Origin of the sequence: Allobosea sp. 2RAB26 (assembly GCF_052115465.1) — a bacterium.
GTDB lineage: Bacteria > Pseudomonadota > Alphaproteobacteria > Rhizobiales > Beijerinckiaceae > Allobosea.
Genome location: NZ_JBFRGS010000040.1, coordinates 1 through 19,016, shown reverse-complemented (window position 1 = coordinate 19,016; position 19,016 = coordinate 1). Strand labels below are relative to the sequence as shown.

Below are 19,016 nucleotides of genomic sequence, written 5' to 3'. Positions count from 1 at the left end.
GCCGCGGCCACGGTCGGCGTCGGCGCGCTCGCCGCCGGCGCGGTCGGCGCGGGCATCGGCGCCGCCGGCGGCCACATCATCGAAAACAGCTGAGCCGCAAGGCTGATCGAGGGGGCTGCGTTCCGACGGCGTGCGGAACGCTGCCCCTTCCCCTTCCCCATCCGGCCGCGCCGTCGCCGCGACGGCGGCCGCACGATCCCTCGTTCCGAGACGATGCGACATGACCGCGGCCCTGTACCGCAAAGAAGCGCTCGACAATCTCGCGGGCCCCGACCGGCTCGACGAAATGGTGCGCGTCACCTCTCCGCATGGCTGGGCGGCGCTGGGCACGGCGCTGGTGATCGTGACCGGCTGCCTCGGCTGGTCGATCCTCGGCAGCTATCGCACCACCGTCAGCGGCAAGGGCCTGCTCGTCCCGGCGGGAGGCGCTTTCGTCAGCGTCTATGCTCCCAAGGCAGGCTGGCTCGACAGCTATCGTCAGCGCGGCGACAAGGTGAAGAAGGGCGATCTGATCGCCCGGCTCAGCGCGCCCGAGGACGCCGCCCGCCTCGTCGATGTCGATAGCCGCGTCACCCAGCTCACGGCGCAGCGCGCAGCGCTCGCTGCGCAGATCGAGGACCGCATCCTCAAGGAGACGATCGCGGGCCAGCGCAAGCGCGAGGCCCTGCAGGAGACGATCGATCTCGGAGCATCCCGGGTGGACGCGCTCAACACCTTGCTCGGTCAGCGCGAATCCCTCTTGTCCAAGGGGTTGATGCCCTCCGACCGGATCATCGAAACCCGCGAGAGGCTGTTCGCCGCGCGCGAATCGATCTCCCGGGCGCGAACGGAGCTGTTATCGCTCGACGCCTCGCTCCAGACCCTGCGCCACCAGACCGACCAGGAGCGCGCGGCGCTCGATCGCCAGTTGCGCGACGCCGAGGGGCAGCGCGCCCAGAGCCATCTCAGCGAGAACCTGGCGACCACCATCGTGGCCCGTTCCGACGGCACCATCACCACCAACGAGGCCGGCGACCATGCACTGGTCAGCGCCGGCCAGAAGCTGATGGTGATCGAACAGGGCGGCCCCCGGCTCGACGCCCTGCTCTACGTGCCGGCCGACAGCGGCAAGGAGGTCAAGCTCGGCATGGAGGTGCGCCTTTCGCCCTCCACCGCCAAGAAGGAGGAATACGGCTCGCTGATCGGCACGGTCATCCAGGTCGACGACAGCCCGGAGAACGAGGCGGCGCTGACCCATCGCCTCGGCAACCCCGATCTCGCCCGCCTCTTCACCAAGGCCGGGCCACCGCTCCAGCTCGTCGTGCGGATCAATCCCGGTTCCGGCGGCCCTGACAGCTACGCCTGGACCTCCAAGCGCAGCGAGCAGATCGAACTCGCCTCGACCACTCTTGTGGAAGGCCAGGTGACCGTGAAGTCGGGCCGGCCGATCAGCCTGTTCATTCCGGCGCTGCGCCGGTTCGTCGGCCTATGAGCAAGGTGCCTCCCGTGCGCTTCCCGCAGACCGGCCGCAAGCGGGTCCCGACCATCTTGCAGATGGAGGCCGTCGAATGCGGCGCCGCCTGTCTCGCCATGGTCCTGGCCCATCACGGCAAATGGGTCCCGCTCGAGGAGCTGCGCGTCGCCTGCGGCGTCTCGCGCGACGGCAGCAAGGCGAAGAACCTGGTGCAGGCGGCGCGGCGCTACGGCCTGGTGGCCGAGGGCTGGCGCACCGAGCCGGACAAGCTCGCCGGCAAGCCGCTGCCGGCGATCCTGTTCTGGGAGTTCAACCATTTCGTCGTGCTGGAGGGGGTGGGCCGCAAGGTCGTCTATCTCAACGATCCCGCCAGTGGCCCGCGCACGGTCACGCATGAGGAATTCGACCGCGCCTTCACCGGCGTGATGCTGACGATGGCGCCGGGGCCCGATTTCAAGCCCTCAGGCGCGCGGACGAATGTCTGGGGCGCGGTGCGCGAGCAGCTCGCGCCCTCGCGCGGCGCCGTCGTCTTCCTGGTTCTGGCCGGCATCGCCGCCCTCCTGCCCGGCATCTTCGTTCCGGCGGCGACGAAGGTCTTCGTCGACGACATCCTCGTCCGCCATCTGACGGACTGGATGCGGCCGCTGCTGCTCGGCCTCGCCTGTGCGGCCCTTCTCGGCGGGCTGCTGAGCTGGCTGCAAGGCTATTTCCTCGCGCGCCTGCAATGGAAGCTCGGCGTGTCGCTGGGCCTGAAGTTGACATGGCACCTGCTGCGGCTCTCGCCGAGCTTCTTCGCCCAGCGCTATGCCGGCGACATCGCGAGCCGGCTCGCGACGACGGAGCGGGCCTGCGACCTGATCGGCAGCCAGGTTTCGGCCATGCTGGTGACCGGGCTCGCGGCCCTGTTCTACGGCGCCCTCATGGCGGTCTATGATCCGGTGCTGGCCGGCATCGGGTTGGCGCTCGCTCTCTTCAACGCGGTGTTTGCCCGTCTCGTCGCGCGGCGACAGGAGGATGCCGCCCGCACCGTCATGCGCGAGCACGCGGCGCTCGGCAGCCTTTCCATCAGCGGCATCCAGTCAATCGAGACTTTAAAGGCGACGGCCTCCGAGGACGATTTCCTGAATCGCTGGGCCAATGCGCAGGCGCGCACCATGAATGCGGTGCACCGCTCACAATTGCCGCTCCAGCTCCTCGATCTGATCCCGCGCGCGCTCGGCGCGCTGACGATGGCCGCGATCCTCGGCGTCGGCGGCTGGCGCGTCATGGAGGGGCTGATCACGATCGGGACGCTCGCGGCGTTCCAGACCGTGCTGTCGAGCTTCCTGTCGCAGGTGAGCGGGCTCGTCGGCGTCGCCTCGGGCATGCGCGAACTGCGGGTGGCGATGGAGCGCGTCGACGACGTACTGCGCTATCCGCTCGACCGCCGCCTGGATCCGAAATTTGCCGAAGCGGCCGAGACTGCGCCGCACCGCCTCTCGGGCGCGGTCGAGATCACCGATCTCGCCTATGGCTACAACCCGCTCGATCCGCCGCTGGTCGAGGGCTTTTCGCTAAAGGTCGCGCCGGGTGCGCGCATCGCCCTGGTCGGCCCCTCCGGCAGCGGCAAATCCACGATCGCGCGGCTGATAGTCGGGCTGGCCGATCCCTGGGCGGGCGCCATCGCCTTCGACGGGCAGCCGGCCGACCGGATTCTGCCGGGCGCCCGCGCCGCCTCGATCGCCTATGTCGAGCAATCCGTCGTCCTGATGGAGGGCACCGTTCGCGAGAACCTGACGCTCTGGGACCCGCGGGTGAGCGAGCGGACGATCGTCGAGGCCGCCCGCGATGCCGGGCTGCACGACACCATCGCGGCGCGCCCCGGCGGCTACGATGCCCCGGTCAGCGAGGGCGGCAGCAACTGGTCGGGCGGCCAGGCCCAGCGCCTGGAGATCGCCCGGGCGCTGGTGGGGGAACCGAGCATCCTCGTGCTCGACGAGGCGACCTCCGCCCTCGATGCCGCGACCGAAGCGGCGATCCTCGACAATCTGCGACGCCGCGGCTGCACCATCATCCTGGTCACCCACCGCCTCAGCGCCATCCGCGATTGCGACGAGATTCTCGTGCTCGACCGCGGCCGCATCGTCCAGCGCGGATCGCATGAGGCGCTCTACCACCAGCCGGGCACCTATGGGGAACTGATCCGTGCTGCATGAAGCTCCTCACCTGATCGCCGCCTCCGGCACGACGGCCGTCGATCATAGCGGAGCCGTGCCCCTCTCGGTCGCCGGCCTGCGGGTCGATGCCGGCTCGGCCGATCTCTATCTCGACTGGCCCGGCCGGGCGGGACGGCGCCGGCGCCTGGCGACTCTCGGTCCCCACGACATCGCCCTGCCGCTTTCCCTGACAGCAGCCGTATCGCCGATTCCGGCGGAAGCGCGGCTCCTTGCCTTCCCCGCGCCGGGGTCGCGGCTGTCGGCCTTCCCGATCGAGCCCTTCCTGGCCAGCCTCGATGCCGGCGAGGCCGCCGCGATCGAAGCGGCAGAGAGCTGGGTCGAGCGCACGGCCCGCGCTGCAGGCGAGCCCTTGACGGGGACCCCCGTCCTCCTCGTCGATGGAGAAGGCAGGCTCGAACCGGGTTGCGTCGCGCGGCCGGCGCAGGGGCTGCTCTGGGCCGCAGCCAGCGACGCAGCCCTTCTGACCGATCTGCGGGGCGCCGGCCCGGTTCTCCCCGGAATGCCCGCGGTCCCGGTGACATCGGGTGGAATCGTCGCTGAACGCAGCACCGCGATCGGCTGCCGCACGAGCGCGGCCTTGGCCGCGGAAGGCGGCCTCGCGCGCGCCCTGCTCGGACATCACGAGCGGATAACCCGCGCGCTCGCCTTCGCGGAAGCGAACCGGGACGACGACGAGGTCGCCCGCATCGCCGGCAAGGTTGTCCGCGACCGCGCCGTCCTGGCCGCGAGCGTCGCGCCGCTTCTGGCTCCTGCCGCCGGCGGCGTGCTGCACGACGCTTCGCTCGCGTCGGCTTTCCGCACCGTCGCCGAGGCCGCGGCGGTCAGCATGCCCTCCACGCCGTCGCCCGAGGCAGGCGAGGATGACGGCCTGCCGATCGAGCGGCAGATCGCCGACCTCGCCGCCTGGGCCGGCGTGCGGACACGCCGCATCCGACTGGAGCCAGGCTGGTGGCGCCGGGGCGGGCAATCGATCGTCGGGTTCCGGCGCGAGGACGGCAGCCCGGTCGCGCTGATCGCCGGAACGGGTTGGCGCGGCGGCTACCGCATCCGCGAGGCGGGCCGGGACCGGCCCGTCGATGCGGGGACGGCGGCTGCCGTCGCCGACTACGGCTACGTGCTCCAGCGCCGCCTCCCCGACACGGCGATCGACGGAAGCGGGCTGCTGCGCTTCGCCGCGCCGCTCGCCTGGCCCGCCCTGATGGCCATCCTGATCATCGGGCTGGCCGGGAGTCTGCTCGGCCTCGTGACGCCGATGGCGACCGAGATCCTGTTCGAGACGGTGATTCCGGCGGCCTCGTATCCCGAACTGCTCCAACTCACGGCCGGCATCGCGGCGCTCGGGCTCGGCGGCATCGCCTTTGAGCTCGTGCGCGGCTTTCTGGTGCTGCGGCTCGCCACGCTCCTCAACACCGATCTCGAAGGAGCGGTGTGGGACCGGCTCCTGCGCTTGCCGGCCGGTTTCTTCCGGCACCACGCCGCGGGCGATCTCGCCTTGCGGGCCGCGGCGATCAACCAGATGCGCGACGCGGTGAGCGGGACGGCGGTCAGCTCCCTGCTCTCGGCGGTCTTCTCGGTCTCCAGCCTCGCCCTGATTCTCTATTACGAATGGCGCCTCGCCCTCGTCGCGATCGGCCTCGTCATCGTCCAGCTCGTCGTGATGGTGGGGGTCAATCTGCGGATGCTCGCCTGGAAGCAGCGGGCTCTTGAAACCGAAGGCCGGCTGCAGGCCCTGGCGCTGCAACTGATCCAGGGCATCGCGAAGCTGAAGGTCGCGGGCGCCGAGGCGCGGGCCTTCGCCCGCTGGTCGCCGCTCTTCATCGCGCGGCGGGCCCTCGGCTTCCGCCAGGGCGCGCTTTCATCCGGCTTCTCCGCTTTCGGAACGGCTTTCGGCATCGCCTCGGCTGCCCTGCTGATCGGGATCGTCGGCCTCGGCGGGATCGAGATCGGCATCGGCCGCTTCGTCGCCTTCAACGCCGCCTATGGCCAGTTCATGGCGGCGACCCTGTCGCTGGGAAGCGCGCTGCCCGCCCTGTTGTCCCTGAAGCCGCTCTATGGCCGTGCCGCGCCGCTGCTCGCGGCCTCGCCCGAAAACATGGGCCGGCGCGGCGCCCTGCACGATCTGCGCGGCGGGATCGAGGTCAACGATGTGGTGTTTCGCTACCGCGCCGACGGCCCCGCCGTTCTCGACGGCGTGTCGATCAGGGTCAGGCCCGGCGAATTCGTCGGCATCGTCGGCGCCTCCGGTTCCGGCAAGTCGACGCTGCTACGCATCCTGCTCGGTTTCGAGACGCCGGAGAGCGGCTCGGTGTTCTTCGACGACCAGGAGTTGAGCAGCCTCGATCTGCGTGCGCTGCGCCGGCAGATGGGCGTCGTGCTCCAGTCCAGCCGCGCCACGAGCGGCACCATCCTGGACAACATCCTCAACGGCGCCGCGCTGAAAGAGGCGGATGCCTGGGAGGCGGCGCGCCTCGCAGGGCTGGACGCCGACATCCGGGCCATGCCGATGCGCATGCACACCTTCGTTGGCGAAGACGCCACGCTGCTCTCGGGCGGCCAGCGGCAGCGCCTGCTGATCGCCCGCGCGGTGGTGCGCCGGCCGCGGATCCTGCTCTTCGACGAAGCGACCAGCGCGCTGGACAACCGGACCCAGCAGATTGTCTCCCAAGGGCTGGAATGGCTCGACGCCACCCGCGTCGTCATCGCGCACCGCCTGTCGACCATCCAGCACGCCGACCGCATCTATGTGCTGCAGGGAGGGCGGGTCGCCGAGGAAGGAAGCTATCGCGAGCTTCTGGAGCGGGGCGGACTGTTCGCCCAACTGGCGCTCAGGCAGGTCGCGTGAACCAGACATCCGCCGAACATGACTATGGAATGTTCAGAACCATCGCCAACGATCCGAGCGCAGAGGGACCCAGCATGAACAGCAAGATCGACAGCAGCAACCGCAAGCTCGACGAGGCCGAGCTCGACGACGTGCATGGCGCAGGAACCGGTGGGCATTGGGACCATAGCGGCAAGGCTTCCATGTGGGTGACGACCGTGCCCGGAGACGCCCATGGCTTCTTCAAGCCGACCGAAAACAGAAGCTCCGTCCGCCCGGACGGCAATGGCGGCTATATCCGCTGGGATCGTGCCGGCAATTGCGAAGCCCCGGCCATCCGCAGAACCTGAACCCTATCAATAATTTGGAGCCTGATCCGATCAGATTGAATCAACCTGATCAGATCAGGCCGCGCGGATAGCCCGCTGCAGGATGCCCGCGTTCCGGCCTGGCTCGGCGCCGTGATTTGAAGCCTCCGCGTCATGACCGTGCGGGAGCTGCTGCGGTGTCTGGCACATCCCACCCCACGTGGCTCAAGGCAGCCACAGCTCGACGGAGAAGACAATGGGCAACGAAAAGCTTGAAACCGGCGAAGATCGCAGAGACATGAAACTCTCCGATGACGAATTGGAGACTGTCACGGGAGCAGAGAAAATGAATCTATCAATTCTGCATCCGATCGACAGCTGGGGAAAGGTGTTCGGAAAACTCTTTGAACCGTTCAAGGCCACGCTGGATTCGCTCCAAGAAAGATCAAATAAGCACAAGTGATCCTGGGAACACGCGGCGTAAGCAGACCTCGATACGCCTTTCTCAACGCAATGACGGGCCCGGCCCGAGAAGGAGCAGACCGATGAGCACAGAGCCCAATAACGCTCCGCTGAACGATGCCTCGCTGGAAGACGTCAACGGCGGCTACAACGTGGTGGATGGCTTGGCGCGGCTTGGGCACTCGATCGAGAGCAGTGCTCTGGCTGGCCACAAATTCGGAACGGACGCCGACAATCATATGGCTGCCGCTGGCGGCGCCTTTCTTGGTATCATCTATGGTACCTTGAACGGCCTCAAGAACGAGGTCGGCACCGGCGTCAACGAAGCCATCGGTGGTATCAGGAACCTGATGAAGTAGACGATCATTGCCTGGCAGCAGGTGCGCCCTTGTCGGGACGTATCGGCCGCAGAGGGGCCGAAGCACGCGAGAAGGATGCCCCCGAGGGCCGGCCCCACGCTGCGCACAGGATTGAACCCGACGGATGTCAGCGTAACGGCCGCGGCGAGATCCTTTCGATCGGCGATATCGCCCACCCTGCGCGGGGCCGAAGGTAAACCGGCCCCCCGTTATGGAGCGGGGGCGAGCCGATCATAGGCATCATATCCGGCAGGCAGCCAAGCCTGCCGCGGGACCTTGAGCTGTAAACTGAAACTGCTCAAACACTGCAGCAGCAGTGGAACGCACGGATTTGGCAACCAAGTCTCAATCGTCGTCAGGGATGGTGCCGCCAAATTGCTGCATCGCCGCATCCAGGCGGCCCCGACCGGGACTGATCACAAGCCATGGACCTCAGGAATCCGCTGACGCCTCCGATGAGGCGGACAGTCGTCATTGCGGCTGCAGTGCTTGTCGCGGGGTTGGCGGCAACCTTCGTGGCCCGGACAGCGGCAGAGCGCCTGATCGCCACCGAGATGCAGCGACGCTTCACGACCGACGCGGCCGAGACAACCAGCGCGATCGGCGAGCGCTTGCGCGCCCACGCCGAAGTGCTGGTCAGCATGCAGGGCCTCTATGCCTCGGTTGGACGCGTCGACCGCGCTCAGTTTCGCCGTTATGTCGATGTTCTTGATCTGAAGCGACGCTATCCGGGCTTCCAGGGACTGCAGGCGTTGCGCCATGTCACCCCGGCGGAACTGGACCTTTTCGTCGCCGAGGTGAGATCGGACACAAGCCTCGATCCGCGCGGGCAGCCGGACTTCGCCGTGCATCCCGAGGGCCATCGCCCGACTTACAATGTGGTCGAAGCCGTCGAGCCTCCGCAAGGCAACGAGACTTCCCTCGGCTTCGACGCCGGCGCCAACCCTATACAACTCGATTCGCTGCGCCGCGCTGCCGAAAGCGGGCGTATCGTTGCAACGCCTCCCGTCGTGCTGGTTCAGGACACCTCCGGAGGACAGGGCTTTATCCTGCGCGCGCCGATCTACCGCATCGGCGAACCCGTGCAGACGGTCGCCCAGCGTCGTGCGGCGCTGCGCGGCTTCGCCGCCGCCGTCTATCGCGTGAACGATCTGATGCGTGGGGTGCTCGACCTGAGGAGCCTGCAGCAGATGCATATCCGTGTCGTCGACCGCGGCTATGCCAAGGCGACGCCCGACGGCGTCATCACCGACGAGCCGGAGGATCCGTCCAACGCCGCGACGCTGATGTATGACAGCCTGGAACCCAATCTCAGGCTGGTCACACCGGTCGCAACGACTGCACCGGGGATTTCCGCGGAACGTTCGCTCGTGGTTGGCGAGAGGGTCTGGCTGGTGCAGTTCGCCGCCCGGCCGGGCTCGAGCTACGAGGCCGATCGGATCGTTCCCAATCTCGTGCTGGCGAGCGGATCGATTATCAGCCTGCTGGCCGCGCTGCTGGCCTTGATCGTGATGCGGTCGCGCCGCCTCTCGGGCAATCTCACCGAACTGGACGCCGAGCAGCGCGCCCTCGTCGAGAATCCGCTGGCCGGCATCCTGTTCACCGATGGTCGCAAGGTCCTCCGCGGCAATCGCCGGATCGCCGAACTCTGCGGGCTGTCAGCCGAGAATCTGAGCGGCCTCGACATCGGGGCCCTCGTCGCCGGATCGGACAGCGCGGCAGCGTTCGATGTGGCGCTCGCCAAGATTCGCAGCAACGGCGCAGCCGGTGTGGAATTGCACCTGCGTCGCGCCGACGGCACGACCTTCCTCGTCGATGCCTATGGCAGGCCTCTCATTGCAGGCGTGCGCAACAGCCCAAGCGGAATTCTGTGGGTCATTCAGGACAAGACCGACGCCCTGCTCGTCGAAGAGGAACGCCGCAGCCACGCCCGCGAGCTGCAGATCGCCAATGAACGCCTGACCGCGTCGCTCCACGCTGCCGAAGCGCGCACCGAGGAAATCGAGCTGCTCACGGAGCTCAGCGGCATCCTGCAATCCTGCCAGAAGTCGGACGAGGTCTTCGCGGCGGTGCAGAGCTATGCCAGCCGCCTTTTCCCGGCCGAGGCCGGCGCGCTCTACGTGATCAACGAAACACGCGATCTGGTCACCCGCGGCGCGCGTTGGGGCGATCTCAAGGCTGATGCAGCATCGTTCCATCCGGACGAGTGCTGGGCCCTGCGACGGGGACAGACCTTTCCGCTCTCGGAAGCAAGCCGCGGCCTGAGCTGCGGCCATGTCGCCGCCTGCTGCTCGGCACCGCCATCGAACGTCGTTTGCCAGCCGCTCATCGCCCAGAACAACCTGCTCGGTCTGCTCTATCGCGAGACCGGCCAGGCCGAAGTCGACAGCTCGGCCCAGCAGCTCGCGACGATGCTCGCCGAACAGGTCTCGCTGGCCATCGCCAATATCGAGCTGCGCGAGCAGTTGCGCAGCCAGGCGCTCCGCGATCCGCTTACTGGCCTGCATAATCGACGTTTTCTCGAAGACGCTCTCTCACGGGAGATCGCCCGCAGCGCCCGCAGCGGCAAGCCGCTCTCCCTGGCCATCCTCGACCTCGACCATTTCAAGCGCATCAACGACACCTATAGCCACGAAGCCGGCGATGCCGTCCTGCGCGACATCGGCGAGATCCTGCGCAAGACGACCCGCAAGAGCGACATTGTCGGCCGCTTTGGCGGTGAGGAGTTTCTGCTCTTGCTCCCCGAGGCGGGGCTGGACATGGCCACCAAGCGCATGGGCGAAGTGCTCGATGCGGTTCGCGGCATGCGCGTGACCTGGTCCGGCGAGCCGTTGAGCGGCATCACCGCCTCGATCGGTCTCGCGGTACTGCCCGTGCACGACAGCCAGGGCGACGGCCTGGTCGCCGCGGCCGACGCGGCGCTTTATCAGGCAAAGGGACAGGGGCGCGACCGCGTTGTCGTCAGCGACCGCATCACGGCGCCGCTCGATGATGCCGGTCAGATCCCCCCAGAGCCGCTCCGCATGGCATGAGAGGGCCTTGCCGCCTGTCGTTCACGGCGCTGTCGCTCGCCGTTGGCCTGGCCAAGGGATGGCGGGTCGGCTTCAAAACCCTGCCGCCCCTCGCGAAAGCGCTCGTCGGCCCGGCCCCCTATCGACGCTTGAGCGCGTCCATGAGGGCGGCCCCCAGAGAACCCTGGCTTTCCTTCTGCGGTGTCCGCGTCGGCCCTCCCCGGCCCGGGTTACCCTTGCCGTCGCGAGCCTCTTTTCCCCCGCGAGCATCCTGGCCGCCGCGCGCATCCTGGCGCGCGGTCTCACGCGGCCCCTTCGAGCTGTCGCCGCCTGCGTCGCTGCGCATGGACAGCGAGATGCGCTTGCGCTTGATGTCGATCTCCAAGACACGCACCTTCACGACGTCGCCGACCTTCACCACCTCATGCGCATCCTTCACGAAGCGCTCGGCAAGCTGCGAGACATGGACGAGCCCGTCCTGATGCACGCCGATGTCGACGAAGGCGCCGAAGGCGGCAACATTCGTCACGGTGCCCTCCAGCGTCATCCCGACTTCGAGGTCCTTCATGTCGTCGATGCCATCAGCGAAGGCCGCGGTCTTGAAGGCAGGACGTGGGTCGCGGCCCGGCTTGTCGAGCTCGGCGATGATGTCGCGCACGGTCGGCAAGCCGAAGCGATCGTCGACGAAGCTGCGAGGATCGAGCCCGGACAGCACAGCGCTGTCACCCATCAGGGAGCGCAGGTCGCGCCCGCAGGCGGCGACGATCTTGCGGGCGACGCCATAGGCTTCCGGATGCACCGATGAGGCGTCGAGCGGTTCAGATCCGTCCCGGATGCGCAGGAACCCGGCGCATTGCTCGAAGGTCCGAGGTCCGAGCCTGGCAACGGAGAGCAACTGGCGGCGCGTACCGAACGGTCCGTTGACATCGCGATGCGCGACGATCGCTTCGGCCAGCGCAGCGCCGAGCCCCGATACCCGCGCCAGCAGCGAGGCCGAGGCGGTGTTGAGGTCGACCCCGACCGCGTTCACGGCATCCTCGACCATGGCGTCGAGCGCGCGGGCGAGATGATACTGATCGACATCGTGCTGGTACTGGCCGACGCCGATCGATTTCGGATCGATCTTGACGAGCTCCGCCAACGGGTCCTGCAGGCGCCTTGCGATGGAAACCGCGCCGCGCAGCGTGACGTCGAGGCCCGGAAACTCGGCGGCGGCCTGTTCCGAGGCGGAATAGACCGAGGCGCCGGCCTCCGAGACGACCACCTTGATCGGCTTGGGCGGCGGCAGATCGCCGAGCAGCTCCGCGACCAGCTTCTCGGTCTCGCGACTGCCGGTCCCGTTGCCGATGGAGACGAGTTCCACGCCATGCCTGCGGATGAGGCTCGCAAGCTCGGCCTGCGTGCCGCAAACATCGTTCCTCGGCGGGAATGGGTAGACGGTCGTGGTGGCCAGGAGCTTGCCGGTGCCGTCGACCACCGCCACCTTCACGCCGGTCCGGATGCCGGGATCGAGACCCATCGTCGCCCGCGATCCGGCCGGTGCGGCCAGAAGCAGGTTCTTGAGGTTGCGGGCGAAGACATTGATCGCCTCGGCTTCGGCCTTCATCCGCAGATCGGTCATCAGGTCCACCGAGAGGTGAAGCGACAGCTTCGCCCGCCAGGTCCAGCCGACGACCTCCATCAGCCAGGCATCGCCCGGCAACCTGTCGCCGATCGCGTAGGTCTCGGCGATCATGCGCATCACCGGCTTGAGCGGGCGCGGATCATCCCTGTCCGCTTCGATATCGAGCGTCAGAATGTCCTCGTTACGGCCCCGCAGCATGGCCAGCGCACGATGGCTCGGCACGTTGGCCCAGCGCTCGACGTGATCGAAATAGTCGGAGAATTTGGCGCCCGCCTCCTCCTTCCCTGCGATCACGCGCGCACGCAACTCGGCCCTCTGATGGAGATAGCCGCGCAAACGACCGAGCAGCTCGGCATTCTGGGCGAACTGCTCCGAGAGAATGTCCCGGGCACCGTCGAGCGCGCTCTTGGTGTCAGCCACGTCGTCGGTGAGATAGGCCCCCGCCAGCTCGGCCGGGACAGCCCGGCGATTGGCAAGGATCGCCTCGGCGAGTGGTCCCAGGCCGCGCTCACGCGCAATCTCTGCCTTGTTGCGGCGCTTGGGCTTGAAGGGAAGATAGATATCCTCCAGCTCGGCCTTGGTCGTGGCGGCAGAGATCGAGGCCTCGAGTTCAGGCGTGAGCTTGTCCTGCTGGCGAATGGCCCCGAGAATGGCGCCGCGTCGGCCTTCGAGTTCGCGCAGATAGATCAGCCGTTCTCCGAGCAGGCGCAGCTGGGTGTCGTCCAGCCCCCCGGTCGCCTCCTTGCGATAGCGCGCGATGAAGGGAATGGTCGCCCCCTCGTCGATCAGTGCAATGGCGGCGGCGGCCTGCGGCAGGCGCGCGCCGATCTCGGCGGCGATGCGGGATGCGATTGCGGCGTTGTCGGACATTCAGGACACTGGAACCGTTGCTGGAACAGAGATGATGGTTGGCGGTCATTCACATGCCTGAGGCGATGCGGCTTGAGCGCATCCGCACCGGGCATGCCCCATTCATAGCACCGCTCTCGATCACCTCCACCCCGCACCGACGGCCCCGCCCGAAACCGGCAACGTCCGCCGAAGGCCAGCCGGCGCTCGTCACCCGACAAGGACATTACTGAGAGCCGGTCTCGCCCCCGGAACCGGGATGCGCAGAAGCCGGCCTTTGCCCTAGGACGCTCCGCCCTCCTCCGGCTGAAAGCGCGGGCTGCCATAGGGATAGTAGTCCTTCAGCGTCAGGTTCTCGTAGGGCAGAGCTTCGAGATGCACCGTGCCCATGAACGGCTCCGGCGGCTCGACCAGGAGAATCGTCGGCGCGAAACCGCTATCGTCAAAGCCCCGGCGGAAATGCACGCGGGACTTGATCGCGATGATATCGAATGCCTCGGGCTTGAGACCGAGTTCCCAGAGTTCCGATGGCTCGATGATCTGGACCAGATAGGGGCTCAAGACCAGCACATTGCCGTTGCCGAAGCTGACGCAGACGGACTCGTTGCCCATGCCGCGTCGGTTCGTGGCCGTCCGGATATCGCGGATGGTGCCGGTGATACGCACGGGCTCTCCGGCCGATTCATCGAAGAGGCCGCCGATCTTAGCGTCGAACGCATCGCCAGGGCGGGCTCCGGCCGCGAGCACGGCACGAATGGCCTCGGGCGAGGCGATGGTGGCGATCAGCGTGCGCTCGCAACTCTGCGCGACGATCTCCTGCAGCAGCCAGGTGGCATAGCCCGAGCGATCGCTGTAATCGGCGAGCACGACCGGCGCCCTGCCCGCCGTCACGGCCTCGCGGGCGAGAGCGACGCCCTGCTCCATCCTGTGGATTTTCACGGTCTCGAGCAGCGCCTCGCGCCGTCGCCAGGTCCAGTCGGCCATATCGCGGAGCACGCGCTCGGCGAGATCGGGATCGTCATTGGTCAGGACCTGAAGGCCCATCCCGGCATCGGGAACGTCCGACCAGGGAAAACCGAAGAAGACATTGACGAAGACATCCGGCTCGCGCGCCTCCCAGATCAGCGCCCGCTGGATCAGGTCGGACCAGGGCGAGGCGCCGGTCCACATCACGACCGTGGGTGCGATGATCGGGATCCTCAGCGACCGGTGCACCGGCGTGAAGCTGCCGCGGATCGCCCTGACCAGCATGCGCGCCGCGCGCTCGCCCTGCAGGTGCATGTCGTAATGGGGGAAGTATTTGACGCAGAAGGCCATGTCGGCCTGCTCTAGAAAAGCCTCGTCCTCATTGCCATGGGGATCGAATGTCGCGGAGATGAAGGCCTCCGGGCCCACGACCTCGCGGACGCGCCTTGCGATATCGGCCTCGGGACGCGGCACGCCGCGCACGGCCAGCGCGCCGTGAAGCGCGAGATAGACGCCGTCCAGCTTCGGTTGCGCCCGCAATTCCGCGATCATGATGCCGAGGAAATGCTCGTAGGCATCCTGCGTGACCCAACCCGAGCCCGTGCCGGTGCGTGGCCAGAGCGGCGAGGTGATGCCGATCAGCTCGACATCGTCATATTCGCGCGCGACCTGAACGAAACCGCCCATATAGCCCTTCGGGTCGGTCGCAAGCAGCGCCTCGCCGCCGGCCGGCGAGCCGGGATAGATGAAATCCTCGCGAGTGGTGTCGTTGGGGAGGAAGGTGACCGTCTCATGGGCGAACTGGAGAACGGCGATACGGATCGGCTTGGACATCATGCTCGTTTCACGTCGTAGAATTGCGCGAAGCCAATACGCATCCCGGCCAATCCGCGATAGGCCGTTTTCTCGTAATAGGCGCCGAGCGGGATATAGGGCACCTCGGTGAAGAACTGCTTCTGAATTTCGGCGCAGATCGACTTTTGAGCGGCGATATCCTTGGCCGCGAACCAATCGAGGCGCAGCTCTTCCAGGCGCGGCGATTTCGGCCAGCCGAACCAGGCCTGATCGGCATTGCCGCGGATGCCGAGCTGGCTTGCCGGATCGAAATTGTTGGTGCCGTTCAGATAGGTGAAGAAGATGTTCCAGCCGCCCTTGTCGATGGGTTGCTTGCTCGCGCGGCGTTGAACGACGGTGCCCCAATCGGTCGAGACCATGTCCACGTTCATCCCGGATTTCTGCAGCGCGTCCGCCGCCACCATCGCCAGCGCATGGGTCGAGGGGTAATCGGTCGGATCGAGCAGCACGACGCGCTCGCCGTTATAGCCGGCCGCCGCCAGCGCGCGCTTGACCGCCGCGAAATCCCGCTTGCCGACCAGAACCTCCGTTCCGGCCGTGGTCGCGAGCGGCGTGTCGGGGCTGAACACGCCGACATGGTCCTTCCACATCGAGCGTTCGTCTCCGGCGACCGCGGTCATGAACTCGCTCTGGTCGATGGCGCCGAGCAGGGCGTGCCGGATCGCGGGATTGTCGAACGGAGGGTGGAGACTGTTGAAGCGCAGGCAGCCGATGCCGCCGGCCGGATCGAGACCTTCGACCTTCACGCCGGCCTTGGCTCGCAGCGTCCCCAGCAGATCCGGTGTCGGGTTCTGCCACCAGTCGATCTCGCCGGTGCTGAGCGCGTTGGCCGCCGTCGAAGGGTCGGGCATGATGCGCCATTCGACCCGGTCGAAGAACACGGTCTTGGGGCCGGCGGTGAAGCTGGCAGAGCCATCCGGCCGCGGCACATAGCCCGCAAATTTCTCATAGACCGCCAATGCGCCCGGCACCCGCTCGTCGGCCTTGAAGCGGTAGGGGCCGCTGCCGACCATCTCGGTCACCTGCTTGTTGGGATCGGTCAGCGCCAGCCGCTCCGGCATGATGCAGGGCATCGACGTCCCGGTCTTGCCAAGGGCTGCCGGAAGCAGCGGAAACGGCCGCTTCAGGCGGAATTTCACGACGCGGTCGGATTCCGCCGACAGCTCGTCCGTCACATCCATCAAGGCCCGGCCGAAGGCATCACGCGCCGAAAAGCGACGGATGCTCGGCACCACGTCCTGCGCCCGCACCGGTTCGCCGTCATGAAAACGCAGGCCCTCGCGCAATGTCAGCCGCCAGGTCTTGCCGTCATCCTCGATCGTATGGCCCGCCACCATCTGGGGCTCGAAACCATAATCGGCGTTCTGCCCATAGAGCGTATCGAAGACGAGATAGCCGTGATTGCGCGTCACCGTCGCCGTCGTCCAGACCGGATCGACGATCGCGACATCCGCCTCGGGAACGAATTTAAGGAGTTTTGCCGGCTGCGCGAGGCTGGGCCTTGCGATCGCCGATACGGCGGCGCCAGCGGCAGCGCCCAGAAATGTCCGACGCTTCATGCTTGAGACCTTCCGTATCCGGCATCGCCGCGATGTCGGCGGACCGATCCTAGAGCGCCGGAAAGAACGCGTGCAAGGCGCGCAGCGCAGAGCGGCCCTCGTGAACCCGCCATAGTTTGTGCAACTGCTCGTTCGATAGACCGAGCCCGAGCCTCTCGCACTCAGGATGGCGTCCTTGTCGGGGCTGCCGTGCCGGCGGCAGCACGATGACTTTCGCCCAGCCGACCGCGTTCTGCTCCACCAGCGCCCGCACGGCAGGACGCAGCGTCACTTAAGATAAGAACTATACAACTTTTCCGCGCCATCTACGGCAAGTTTCGTATTGTTGCGAGAGTGCCGCTGCCCTAACTCTCACGGTCGGCATGCATTGCGGCGGCGACTCGATCCTGTCCGCGGCGCCGGGGGGCTGGATGAGGCGAGTGCATAGGGCGGCCGGCGTGAGGCGCGGAGCGCGAGCGCCGCTCGCCATCCTGCGACTGATCGACGATGGGGCTCGTGGCCGGCAACAAGCCGGCCTGCAGGCGCGCGGACACACGCGGCCGGGCCGCCGCGCTGCGTCCTTCCCGGCGACCACGGCGCTGTCTCTCGTCACCTGGCTCGCCGGCCTGCCGCTGGGAGCTGCCGCGCAAACGCCGTCCGTGACGGTGACGGGCGATGTTTCGCCTGTTCCATCGCCCAATCCGCTGCCGCATTGGACGCCGGGCGGCTTCCTCAACATTGGTCAAACAGGCACTGGCGCGCTGACCATTGCGGGCGGCGGTACCGTCAGCGTGGGCTCCGAAATTGTCCGCATCGGCGTAGCCGTCGGCGGTAACGGCTCAGTCAGCGTGACGGGGACTGGATCATCCCTCAGCGGCAGTGGACAACTCGATGTTGGACACTCTGGCACTGGCTCGCTGCTCATAGAAGCAGGAGGGACTGTCTCGTTTGATTCCGTTGTCATAGGCAACGCCGCCGGCCCCTCCCATCGTGCCGCGGGCTCGGTGACGGTCACAGGGGCCGGATCGTCCCTGAGCATCTCGTCCATGTATGTCGGCGGTTTCGGCGACGGGACGCTCACCATTCAGGCCGGAGGCACCGTTTCCGTTGAAGGTGGCGGGGGCATCCTTGGAGTCGCCTCCAATGGCACTTATGGCGGTACAGGCACATTGAACATTGGTGCCGCGTCCGGCCAACCGGCGGCGGCGGTCGGGAGCCTTCTCGCGGCCGAAGTCGCATTCGGCGCAGCCACGGGACGCATTGTCTTCAACCATACCTCTACGGCCTACACGTTCGCGCCCAAGATCACAGGCGCCGGCGCGCTTCTTATCGAGGCCGGGGTCACCATCCTGACAGGGACGAATACCTATAGCGGCGGGACGAACATCAACGGAGGCGTTCTGTCCATAAGCCGCGACGCCAATCTCGGTGCGGTCTCAGGGGGGCTGACCCTCAACGGTGGCACACTCAAAACCACCGGCAGCTTCACCTCGGCACGGGATGTGACGTTGGGCGCAGCCGGCGGCACGATCGACGCCAGCGGCGTGTTGACCCTTTCGGGTCAGATTTCCGGCCCGGGCTCTCTCTTTGTGAACGGCCCCGGCACCCTGTCGCTGACCGGAGCGCACAATGTCATCGGGGGCGCGCTCACCCTCGGCGGCAGCGCGAGCCCGACGCTCGAGATCAAGGGCGGTTCGCTCACGGTCGGCGATCCGGCCGGCTGGGCAATGGGCTGGAACGAAGTGTCGAGCGGCCTGCTCCGGGTCAGCAATGGCGGAACGCTGAAGCTGGTGGACCCGATGGGGTATCTGGCGATCAAATCCGCCATGGAGATTTCGGGGGCAAATTCCAGCGTCACCAATGAGGGCTACACGGATGTCGGCGGTCCTGCTGCCGCGACCCTGACCATCAGCGGCGGCGGCGTGATGAACAGCAAGGCGGGCGCGCTCATCGAGGGGCATGGGACCTCGGCGACCGTCAGCGTGACCGGCGCCGGCTCGGTCTGGAATGTCGAGCAGCACATGTTCATCGGCTCCAAATGGTCCAATGGAACCGGCGCGCTTGTCGTTTCCGACGGTGGCATCGTCAATCTGAACGGCAACCTCTATTACGATTCCGATGCCGGGCTGGGCCTCGCCAGCGCCACTGTGACGGTCACGGGCGCAGGCTCCCAGCTCAACGTGGTCGACGGCCTCTTCGTCGGTTATGGCTGCGGCTGCGGTGCCACCACCGCCATGCTCACCGCTGCCGATGGCGGCACGGTCAAGGCCGGCTGGGTGGAGATCAGCGATACCTCCGTGCTCAATCTCGGCACCGGCGGGCGCGCGGGCGCGATCGACACGCCCGAGATCCTGAATGATGGCGCCATCGTCGCGGATTTTGTCGATACCGCCACGCTCACCGCGAACATCTCGGGCACGGGGACGCTGACCAAGCAGGGTTCCGGCCGGCTCATTCTGACGGGGAACAGCAGCTATACCGGGGCGACCTCGGTGCTGTCGGGCCTGCTCACGGTCAACGGCTCGCTGACGGGCTCCGCCATCATGCTGGCCGG

General features: G+C 67.1%; 11 protein-coding genes and 1 pseudogene. 8 read left to right on the top strand and 4 right to left on the bottom strand.

Annotated elements, in window-relative coordinates:
* Window positions 1-220: 220 nt before the first annotated feature.
* The 6 genes from AB4118_RS33395 (at window position 221) to AB4118_RS33370 (ending at window position 7,619) form a co-directional block, all read left to right on the top strand.
* A complete protein-coding gene (locus AB4118_RS33395) occupies window positions 221-1,471 on the top strand; it encodes an NHLP bacteriocin system secretion protein (protein ID WP_441493789.1) in 1,251 nt (416 codons plus the stop codon).
* Window positions 1,468-3,648 (top strand): NHLP family bacteriocin export ABC transporter peptidase/permease/ATPase subunit, encoded by a 2,181-nt coding sequence (locus AB4118_RS33390; RefSeq protein ID WP_441493788.1) that lies wholly within the window; start codon window positions 1,468-1,470, stop codon window positions 3,646-3,648. The genes AB4118_RS33395 and AB4118_RS33390 overlap by 4 nt, the downstream gene beginning before the upstream one ends.
* Window positions 3,638-6,511, top strand: coding sequence for an NHLP bacteriocin export ABC transporter permease/ATPase subunit (locus tag AB4118_RS33385; RefSeq protein ID WP_441493787.1), 2,874 nt, complete (start codon window positions 3,638-3,640; stop codon window positions 6,509-6,511). Before AB4118_RS33390 ends, AB4118_RS33385 begins: the two co-directional genes overlap by 11 nt.
* Window positions 6,512-6,585: 74 nt before the next feature.
* Entirely contained in the window at window positions 6,586-6,840 is a 255-nt protein-coding gene (locus AB4118_RS33380) for a hypothetical protein (protein ID WP_441493786.1), read from the top strand.
* A 214-nt stretch (window positions 6,841-7,054) separates the two neighbouring features.
* Window positions 7,055-7,261 carry a hypothetical protein gene (locus AB4118_RS33375; protein ID WP_441493785.1) on the top strand — a complete coding sequence of 69 codons (207 nt, stop codon included), beginning with the start codon at window positions 7,055-7,057 and terminating at the stop codon, window positions 7,259-7,261.
* A gap of 82 nt (window positions 7,262-7,343) precedes the next feature.
* Window positions 7,344-7,619 carry a hypothetical protein gene (locus AB4118_RS33370; protein ID WP_441493784.1) on the top strand — a complete coding sequence of 92 codons (276 nt, stop codon included), beginning with the start codon at window positions 7,344-7,346 and terminating at the stop codon, window positions 7,617-7,619.
* Between the two features lie 44 nt (window positions 7,620-7,663).
* Here the strand turns inward: AB4118_RS33370 and AB4118_RS33365 are convergent.
* Window positions 7,664-7,798, bottom strand: a pseudogene (locus AB4118_RS33365) (MFS transporter); the annotation flags it as partial.
* Between the two features lie 246 nt (window positions 7,799-8,044).
* On the opposite strand from AB4118_RS33365, the gene AB4118_RS33360 reads away from it, so the two are divergent.
* Window positions 8,045-10,651: a diguanylate cyclase gene (locus AB4118_RS33360; protein ID WP_441493783.1), complete on the top strand. Its 2,607-nt coding sequence runs from the start codon at window positions 8,045-8,047 to the stop codon at window positions 10,649-10,651.
* Window positions 10,652-10,769: 118 nt separating this feature from the next.
* On the opposite strand, the gene AB4118_RS33355 is transcribed toward AB4118_RS33360, so the two are convergent.
* From AB4118_RS33355 to AB4118_RS33345, 3 genes are all read right to left on the bottom strand, one after another.
* Window positions 10,770-13,124: a Tex family protein gene (locus AB4118_RS33355; protein ID WP_441493782.1), complete on the bottom strand. Its 2,355-nt coding sequence runs from the start codon at window positions 13,122-13,124 to the stop codon at window positions 10,770-10,772.
* Between the two features lie 261 nt (window positions 13,125-13,385).
* Window positions 13,386-14,891, bottom strand: coding sequence for a M81 family metallopeptidase (locus tag AB4118_RS33350; protein WP_441493790.1), 1,506 nt, complete (start codon window positions 14,889-14,891; stop codon window positions 13,386-13,388).
* Window positions 14,892-14,902: 11 nt separating this feature from the next.
* Window positions 14,903-16,483 carry an ABC transporter substrate-binding protein gene (locus AB4118_RS33345; protein WP_441493781.1) on the bottom strand — a complete coding sequence of 527 codons (1,581 nt, stop codon included), beginning with the start codon at window positions 16,481-16,483 and terminating at the stop codon, window positions 14,903-14,905.
* A 419-nt stretch (window positions 16,484-16,902) separates the two neighbouring features.
* Between AB4118_RS33345 and AB4118_RS33340 the strand changes: the two genes are divergently transcribed.
* The coding region (locus tag AB4118_RS33340; RefSeq protein ID WP_441493780.1) for an autotransporter-associated beta strand repeat-containing protein at window positions 16,903-19,016 on the top strand (2,114 nt) is incomplete at its 3' end.